Origin of the sequence: Ancylobacter dichloromethanicus (assembly GCF_018390645.1) — a bacterium.
GTDB lineage: Bacteria > Pseudomonadota > Alphaproteobacteria > Rhizobiales > Xanthobacteraceae > Ancylobacter > Ancylobacter dichloromethanicus.
Genome location: NZ_JAHBGC010000036.1, coordinates 22,727 through 30,790, shown reverse-complemented (window position 1 = coordinate 30,790; position 8,064 = coordinate 22,727). Strand labels below are relative to the sequence as shown.

Genomic DNA, 8,064 nt, shown 5'->3' with positions numbered 1-8,064 from the left:
CCGGAAGCCGTGAATCACACCAGGCTGGCGAAGCCAACCGCTTTATGGGTCCGAGCCCTAGGGGCCTCACCTGGTTCCTTTCCGCCATTGTCAGGCGAACGAGGACCTATTTGGGCCTTCCATTTCGCCTCATGGCGCAAGCCCGGCGGCTGAAATCGGACGACTTCACGACGATCTTCAAGCATGAAGGCGGGGTTGAAATCCGTCTGCCGCCGGTATCCGGCCTCGACATCCTCTCATCGCGGGGCCGCGGGCGGATTGCAAGCTGCTACACATTTCATGGTCGGCCCAAGGCCGAGGTGTTGCTTCGACGGCTCATCTTCGCGCTGTACAGCCAGAATATAATCGACCCGGGTCGTTCCATTGTCGATATCGGAAGCTGGCTGGCTGACAATGCCATTGTCTGGTCGAGACTCATCAAGGGGTCTGCTGTCGTTTATGCCGTCGATCCCGGCCCCGCCAACATTGAATTCGGTCGAACTCTGGCGGCCTTGAACGGTGCCACGAATATCAACTGGTTTACACGCGTCTGTTCCGACGTGCCGGGTGTGAGACTGCACTACAAGGGAGATCTCAGTCACGCGCGGTTCAACGAGACGGGCGAGGGCAGGGGGTCCGACCTTGTCACCGCGACGTTGGACGAAATTGTCGGTCCCGCTCAGTGGGGCTCGATCGGCCTGCTGCATGTTGATGTCGAAGGTTTCGAATTCAAGGTTCTTCGTGGTGCCCGAAAAATTATCGAAGCCTCGCGCCCGGTTGTCTTGTTCGAGCAGCACATCTCGCATGAGGATGTGAGTTCGATCATGGGGCTGCTGCAACCCAGCGGCTATCAATTGTACATGATAAACGAGGTGCTCCCAGACTGCGAACTCGACTGCCGCAACTTCCTGGCCGCGCCCGTCGGCATGGATCTGTCGACCGTCATGACGGCCGACAATGCGGAAGGTCGGGCCAATGACATTTGGTATGCCGTCCCCGGCGACGCTCTGATAAAGCTCGCCCCCGCCGGCCCGGCGGGCGAAGATGCCGGGCCGGCCGAGGCGAGGGAGAGCACATGATCATCGAGATTGCCGAACTGCGTATCAAGCCGGGCGAAGAGGCGGCGTTTGAGGGCGGTGTCGCCAGGGCGGTGCCCTTGTTCCAGCGCGCCAAGGGCTGCCGCGGGGTCGAACTGCATCAGGTGATCGAGGCGCCCGACGTCTATCGCCTGGTCGTGCGGTGGGAGACGCTGGAGAACCACATGGTGGATTTTCGCAATTCCGAGGATTTCCAGCGCTGGCGCGATCTGGTCAGCGACACGTTTGCGGCGCCGCCCTCGGTCACGCATGAGCGCACCGTCGATCTCGGCCCACGCATGTGACGACGAGGCGGCCGCCGATGGCGTACCCGATTTTGCCCGCGATCCGCCCACTGCGCGAGAGCGGGCGCGGCCCGGCTGGCGCCGGGCCGCGCCTGTTCAGACCAGGCTGACCTTGCCGCTGGCGAGGTCGTAGAGACCGCCGACAATCTTCAGCCGGCCATTGGCCACGAACTCCGAAATGATAGGCGTCGCCTCGCCGAGCTTCTTTACATTATAGCGCACATTCTCAAGGATCGCGGCGTTGAGCGGGTCCTGCGGCTTGTCCTTCAGCGCGATCTCGACGGCCGGCCGGATATTGTCGACGAGGTCGTCGAGATGGCCGGGGAGGCTGATATTTTCCTTCACCACCTTGAGGGTCGCGTCGACCGCGCCGCAATTGGTGTGGCCGAGCACCATGATCAGCGGCACACCGAGGAACTTCACGCCGTATTCGAGGCTGGCGAGGCCGTCGACATTCACGAAGTTACCCGCCACGCGCACCACGAAGAGCTCACCCGGCCCTTCGTCGAAGGCGAGTTCCGGCGCCACGCGCGAATCGGCGCAGCTCACCAGCCCGGCGAAGGGGTACTGCGCTTTGGCACGAGCAGCGCGGCCGGCGGAAAAGTCCTTGTTGGTCGGCGTGTTGGAGACGTAGCGCGCATTGCCTTCCATCAGACGCTTCAATGCCTCGTCCGGGCTGACGGCGTTGGGAGCGGGCTCCTGCGCCCACGCACTGGTCGGCAGCGCCACGCCGCCGAGGAACGCAGCGGACATCAGGCCGAGGCCGGAGCCGAGGGCCTGCCGGCGAGACAGGGCGGAGGGGTGATTGATGCACATGGGCTTTCCTCTGGGACACTGTGGGGACAAACGATCCGACACTCGGGCGGTGACGGCGGGTGCCTCTGTATTGGTACCTCGATATGCCAAATTTTTCCAAGTATGTCTCAGTAGGTCGAGCACGCCAGCTCAAACTTCAACTGCTGCACGACGGAACGGATGCCCGGCAAGACGGGTGTCAGAACGGACCGATGGCCTTGTTGAACGCCGCGTGTCTGGGGTCGGCCCTCGCACAGCGCTGCGGCCCTTGCGCAATGCTGCCTTGGCGTGGCGGCTGGTCCGGCGGTTCGCGGCCCTATCGCAAGTCGTTCGATCGGCCCGGACGCGATCCCGCCGGCGCCGGCGCGCCGCCCGTCTGCACCTGGTGATCTGCTCGCGTTCTCGGCCGCCGCAGATTCGCGGATCCATCCCGCGCCGGCGGCTGACGCGGTCTGCCGCGACGAAATGCGCCGGTTTTTCGCCGATGTTGGACTGGACCTTTGATCCCCTAGGATCATTCTAAAGGCAGCGCTATGATCCGCGCCTCATCGCAAGCGCCTCGCATAAGGGCGCCATTCAATGACTATCGCCTGGAAGGACGCCATGAACCGCTTCGCTACCACCGCTGCCCTGCTCGTGCTTGGCACCACCGCCGCGCTGGCCCAGAGCCCGGCCGGCGATCCCGCAAAGGGCGCCAACGTCTTCAAGAAGTGCATGGCCTGCCATGCCGTAGGCGAAAACGCCAAAAACAAGGTCGGCCCGGAGTTGAACGGGATTATCGGCCGCAAGATGGGTGCCGTCGAGGGCTTCAACTATTCCGACACGTTGAAGGAGCACAATGCCAAGGGCGACGTGTGGACGGCGGAAATCCTCTCGGAGTATCTGAAAAATCCGAAGGGCTACATGCCGGGCGTCAAGATGGTGTTCGCCGGCCTGCCGAAGGAAACCGATCGGGCGAACCTCGAAGCCTATCTCGACACCTTCAACGCCGACGGCACCAAGAAGTAGCCGGCGCCGCCTCTGTATCCTGAGGTTGCCGACGCGGGATTTCCCGATGGCCCTGCCGCGACTCGATCGACGTGGCCTGCTTGTCCTCGGCACCTTGATTGCCGCCGGGCGCGTGCCGCTTGCGCGCGCCGGGAACGGCAACTACCGCGATGACAGGCTGCCGCTGGAGGCGATCGCCGAAGGTGTCCATGTCTTTCGCGCCCCCTACGAGCTGATCGCTCCGTCCAATGACGGGGCGATCGCCAACATGACCCTCATCGTCGGCGACGAGGCGGCGGCGATCATCGACACCGGCAACAGCCTTCTGGCCGGCGCCCGTATGCGGGCAGCGATGCGCGCGGTGACCGACAAGCCGCTGCGCTACGTCATCAACACCCATATGCATCCCGACCATACGCTGGGAAACGCGGCCTTCGCCGGCGACGCCCCGCGCTTCGTCGCGCATCACAAGATGCCGCGGGCGCTTTCGCTGCGGGCGGAGACATACCTCGCCCAGGCGGAGCGGATGCTCGGCGCGCAGGCCGAAGGGACGCGGATCGTGCTGCCCGACCTGCTCGTCGAGGACCGGCTCACGCTCGATCTCGGCGGGCGGCCGCTGGAACTGCGCGCCCATCCCACCGCGCACACGGACAACGACCTCACCGTGTTCGACGTCGTCAGCGGCACCTGGGTAATGGGAGACCTGTTGTTCGTCGGCCATATTCCCACCCTCGACGGCAGCCTGCTGGGGTGGCTGGCGCTTCTCGACCAGCTGACCGGCACGCCCGCCGCGCGCGCGGTGCCGGGCCACGGCCCGTCCAGCGTCGCATGGCCGCAGGCCAGTGCCCCTGAGCGGCGCTATCTCGACGTGTTGCGCAGCGACATCCGCCAGTTGCTCGCCGAGGGGGGCGCGATGAGCGAGGCGCCGGCACACGCAGTTGTGTCCGAACGTGGCGACTGGGTGCTTTTCGACGAATTCAACGCCCGCAACGCCATCGCCGCCTATCATGAGTTGGAATGGGAATGAATTGTGCGGCGCAGCATGTCCGGGTGCCGGAAAATCTGCCTGAACTCAGTATTTCCATCTGGTATATTGTATTTCAATTCGCTGTTGCAGCAAAATCATAATAAGAGCGCTTTCTCATAAGAGTTCTTATTGCCAGCCTCAGGGATTCGGATTAGCGTAATCTCGTCTTCGGCTTCAACGGCTTTCGGGAAGAAGTTCCCGATCCGGTTCGTAGGCCAGCTTGGGGCGGGAAGCCCCCGTGAGATCCGGCTGTTTCTCCCTCCAGCCGGTCGTGACGCGCTGTCGAAGACAAAAGGTCAGAACGGCAAACAAGCCGCGGCGGATCGTCCGTGTATTCGGCCGGTCCCGGAGGATCGTTCAGGAGGAGAATAGGCATGCGCAAAATTCTTGCGACGGCACTGTTGGGTGCTGCTGCAGTCTATGCTTGGCCCGCAGCGGCCAATGATGGGCTGATGAACATCATGAAAGACCCCAAGCAGTGGGGTATCCAGACCGGCGACTACGCCAATACGCGCTATTCCAAGCTCGATCAGATCAACGCCGGCAATGTCGGCAAGATCCAGGTGGCCTGGACCTTCTCGACCGGCGTCCTTCGCGGCCATGAGGGCGGTCCGCTTATCATCGGCGACGTAATGTACGTCCACACGCCGTTCCCGAACATCGTCTACGCCCTCGATCTCAACGATGACGGGCGGATCATGTGGAAGTACGAGCCCAAGCAGGACCCGAACGTCATTCCGGTGATGTGCTGCGACACGGTCAATCGCGGTCTTGCCTATTCCGACGGCACGATCTTCCTGCATCAGGCCGACACCACTCTGGTGGCGCTTGATGCCAAGACGGGCGAGAAGAAGTGGTCGGTCGTCAATGGCGATCCGAAGAAGGGTGAGACCAACACCGCCACCGTTCTGCCGGTGAAGGACAAGGTCATCGTCGGTATTTCCGGCGGCGAGTTTGGCGTGCGCTGCCACGTCACCGCTTATGACAGCAAGACCGGAAAGCAGATCTGGCGCGGCTATTCGATGGGCCCGGACGACGAGATGCTCGTCGACCCGGAGAAGACCACTGCGCTGGGCAAGCCGATCGGCAAGGATTCCTCGCTGAAGAGCTGGGAAGGCGATCAGTGGAAGATCGGCGGCGGCTGCACCTGGGGCTGGTATTCCTACGACCCCGAGACCAACCTCGTCTATTACGGCTCGGGTAACCCCTCGACCTGGAACCCCTCGCAGCGTCCCGGCGACAACAAGTGGTCGATGACGGTCTGGGCGCGCGACGCCGATACCGGCATGGCCAAGTGGGTCTACCAGATGACCCCCCACGACGAGTGGGACTTCGACGGCGTGAACGAGATGATCCTCACGGATCAGGAGTTCGACGGCAAGCCGCGCAAGCTGCTCACCCATTTCGACCGTAACGGCTTCGGCTACACGCTGGACCGCGTGACGGGTGAACTCCTCGTCGCCGAGAAGTTCGACCCGGTGGTGAACTGGGCCACCAAGGTCGACATGGACAAGAACAGCCCGACCTTCGGCCGTCCGCAGGTCGTGGCCAAGTACCAGACCCAGGAAGAGGACGTGAACACGAAGGGCATCTGCCCCGCGGCGCTCGGCACTAAGGATCAGCAGCCGGCGGCGTTCTCGCCCAAGACGAACCTGTTCTACGTGCCCACCAACCATGTCTGCATGGACTACGAGCCGTTCCGCGTCAGCTACACGGCGGGCCAGCCCTATGTCGGTGCCACCCTGTCGATGTATCCCGCGCCGAACAGCCATGGCGGCATGGGCAACTTCATCGCCTGGGACAACACCAAGGGCAAGATCGTCTGGTCGCTGCCCGAGCCGTTCTCGGTGTGGTCGGGCGCTCTCGCCACCGCCGGCGACGTGGTCTTCTACGGCACGCTCGAAGGCTATCTGAAGGCGGTCGACTCCAAGACGGGCAAGGAACTTTACAAGTTCAAGACCCCGTCGGGCATCATCGGCAACGTCACCACCTATGAGCACAAGGGCAAGCAGTACATCGCCATCCTGTCGGGTGTCGGTGGCTGGGCGGGCATCGGCCTTGCGGCCGGCCTGACCGACCCGAACGCCGGCCTCGGTGCGGTGGGTGGCTATGCCGCCCTGTCCAACTACACCAACCTTGGCGGCCAGCTCACGGTGTTCGCGCTGCCGAACTGAGCCGACGGAAGGCGGCGGGCTCTCCTCGGGGCGCCCGCTGTTCCCGGGAACAAAGACGGGGCCTGGCCGCCGGTCCATCCGGTGAGCCGGGCCCCGACGTCTCGGGGCCCCGAATTTTATGAGAATCTTAGAAAAATTCTGAGCCGCACCGCGCCGCCTCCCGAAGGCGCCCCCCATATGCCGGAACCGGCCCCCGCTGCGGCGCCTTGAGGAGACTGCTTCATGAAGAATCCCGTTCGCGGATGGTTTGTTTCCGGCACGCTGCCGGCATCCGCCGGTGTGTCCGCGCTGATCCTGGCGGCCGCCCTTTCCTTCTCCGCGCCGGTCCGTGCCCAGCAGCCGGAGGCCGCTCCGGCGGCGAACTCCGCCACCACTGCGGCGCCGGTCGAGAAGGAGAAGGACGAACTGGGCAAATACACGACGGAGGACGGCGACCCGATCTACAATATCCAGCCCGACGGGACGATGGACTGGTACACTTATTCCGGCTACCGCCGCTATCACGCAGAGTGCCATGTCTGCCACGGGCCCGACGGCATGGGTTCGAGCTATGCGCCGGCGCTGGCCAATTCCCTCAAGACTATGACCTACCCGGAATTCATGGAGATCGTCGTCAACGGCAAGCGGAATGTCGGCGTCGGCACCGCCGACCAGGTGATGCCGGCCTTCGGCGAGAACAAGAACGTCATGTGCTACCTCGACGACATCTACGTTTATCTCAAGGCCCGCGCCGATGGCGCGCTCGGCCGCGAGCGCCCCAGCAAGCGCGAGGACAAGACCAAGGCGTACACTGCAAATGAAAATCAATGCTTCGGACGGCCGAGCTGACGCCATGGCAATCATGGCGCAGCCGGGAAAAACCCATCGCTCGGCGCCTGTGAAGGGCAGGAGCGCCGCGGCGCTCCTGATGCTCGGCGGGCTGCTCTGCTTCCCCACTTTGGCTTCGTCCCAGGTGTCGGACCTGGTCAACCGCTCCACCCTGCGTGTCTGCGCCGACCCGGCGAACATGCCCTTCACCGATGAGGAGGGGCAGGGCTTCGAGAACAAGATCGCCGACCTCATGGCGGAGAAGCTTGGCCTGACGCTGGACTACACTTGGTTCCCGCAGGCCACCGGCTTCTACCGCATGACACTGGGCGCCAAACGCTGCGACGTGGTGCTGGGCTATGTGGCCGGGGGCGACCCGGTGTTGAACACCAACCCCTATTACCGCTCGGCCTGGGTGCTGATCACCAAGAAGGACGGCGATCTCACCGATGTCGACACGCTGGAGGATCCTCGCCTGAAGGGGCGGCGGATCGGTGTTGTCGCCGGATCGCCGCCGGGCGACCTGCTCACCCGCAACGGGTTGATGCCACTGGCGCGGCCCTATGCGCTGATGGTCGACCGCCGCTTCGAAAGCCCTGCCGAGAAGATGATCGCCGACCTCGACAATGGCGAGATCGACGCCGGCATATTGTGGGGGCCGATCGGCGGCTACTACGCCAAGAAGTCGGACATTCCCCTCTCCGTGACACCGCTGCTGAAGGAGAAGGGCGATCCCTCGCTCGTCTACCGCATCACCTTCGGCATCCGTCCGGGCGAACTGAACTGGAAGCATCAGCTCAACGCCTTCATCAAGGACGAGCAGGGGGCGATCAACCGCATCCTGCTGGATTACGGCGTTCCATTGCTCGATGGCCAGGACCGGCCGGTCGAACAGGCGCCCTAGCCTTCCGGGG

General features: G+C 63.6%; 8 protein-coding genes. 7 read left to right on the top strand and 1 reads right to left on the bottom strand.

Going from position 1 to position 8,064, the window contains the following annotated elements:
• Both KHC23_RS16310 and KHC23_RS16305 read left to right on the top strand, forming a co-directional pair.
• On the top strand, positions 1-1,058 hold a 1,058-nt coding region (locus tag KHC23_RS16310), incomplete at its 5' end, for an FkbM family methyltransferase (protein ID WP_213373751.1).
• On the top strand, positions 1,055-1,360 hold the full coding sequence (locus tag KHC23_RS16305; protein WP_213373749.1) for an antibiotic biosynthesis monooxygenase family protein: 306 nt from the start codon (positions 1,055-1,057) through the stop codon (positions 1,358-1,360). The genes KHC23_RS16310 and KHC23_RS16305, both read left to right, overlap by 4 nt.
• A gap of 96 nt (positions 1,361-1,456) precedes the next feature.
• Here KHC23_RS16305 and KHC23_RS16300 read toward each other — a convergent pair whose 3' ends face one another.
• Positions 1,457-2,176, bottom strand: coding sequence for a carbonic anhydrase (locus tag KHC23_RS16300; protein WP_213373747.1), 720 nt, complete (start codon positions 2,174-2,176; stop codon positions 1,457-1,459).
• A 582-nt stretch (positions 2,177-2,758) separates the two neighbouring features.
• Here KHC23_RS16300 and KHC23_RS16295 point away from each other — a divergent pair.
• The 5 genes from KHC23_RS16295 (at position 2,759) to KHC23_RS16275 (ending at position 8,054) form a co-directional block, all read left to right on the top strand.
• Positions 2,759-3,163, top strand: coding sequence for a c-type cytochrome (locus KHC23_RS16295; RefSeq protein WP_213373745.1), 405 nt, complete (start codon positions 2,759-2,761; stop codon positions 3,161-3,163).
• 46 nt (positions 3,164-3,209) lie between these two features.
• On the top strand, positions 3,210-4,169 hold the full coding sequence (locus KHC23_RS16290) for a quinoprotein relay system zinc metallohydrolase 2 (protein ID WP_213373743.1): 960 nt from the start codon (positions 3,210-3,212) through the stop codon (positions 4,167-4,169).
• 374 nt (positions 4,170-4,543) lie between these two features.
• On the top strand, positions 4,544-6,343 hold the full coding sequence (gene xoxF5 / locus KHC23_RS16285; RefSeq protein ID WP_213373741.1) for a lanthanide-dependent methanol dehydrogenase XoxF5: 1,800 nt from the start codon (positions 4,544-4,546) through the stop codon (positions 6,341-6,343).
• A gap of 222 nt (positions 6,344-6,565) precedes the next feature.
• A complete protein-coding gene (locus KHC23_RS16280) occupies positions 6,566-7,171 on the top strand; it encodes a c-type cytochrome, methanol metabolism-related (RefSeq protein ID WP_213373739.1) in 606 nt (201 codons plus the stop codon).
• A 4-nt stretch (positions 7,172-7,175) separates the two neighbouring features.
• Positions 7,176-8,054, top strand: coding sequence for a substrate-binding domain-containing protein (locus KHC23_RS16275; RefSeq protein WP_213373737.1), 879 nt, complete (start codon positions 7,176-7,178; stop codon positions 8,052-8,054).
• Positions 8,055-8,064 lie beyond the last annotated feature (10 nt).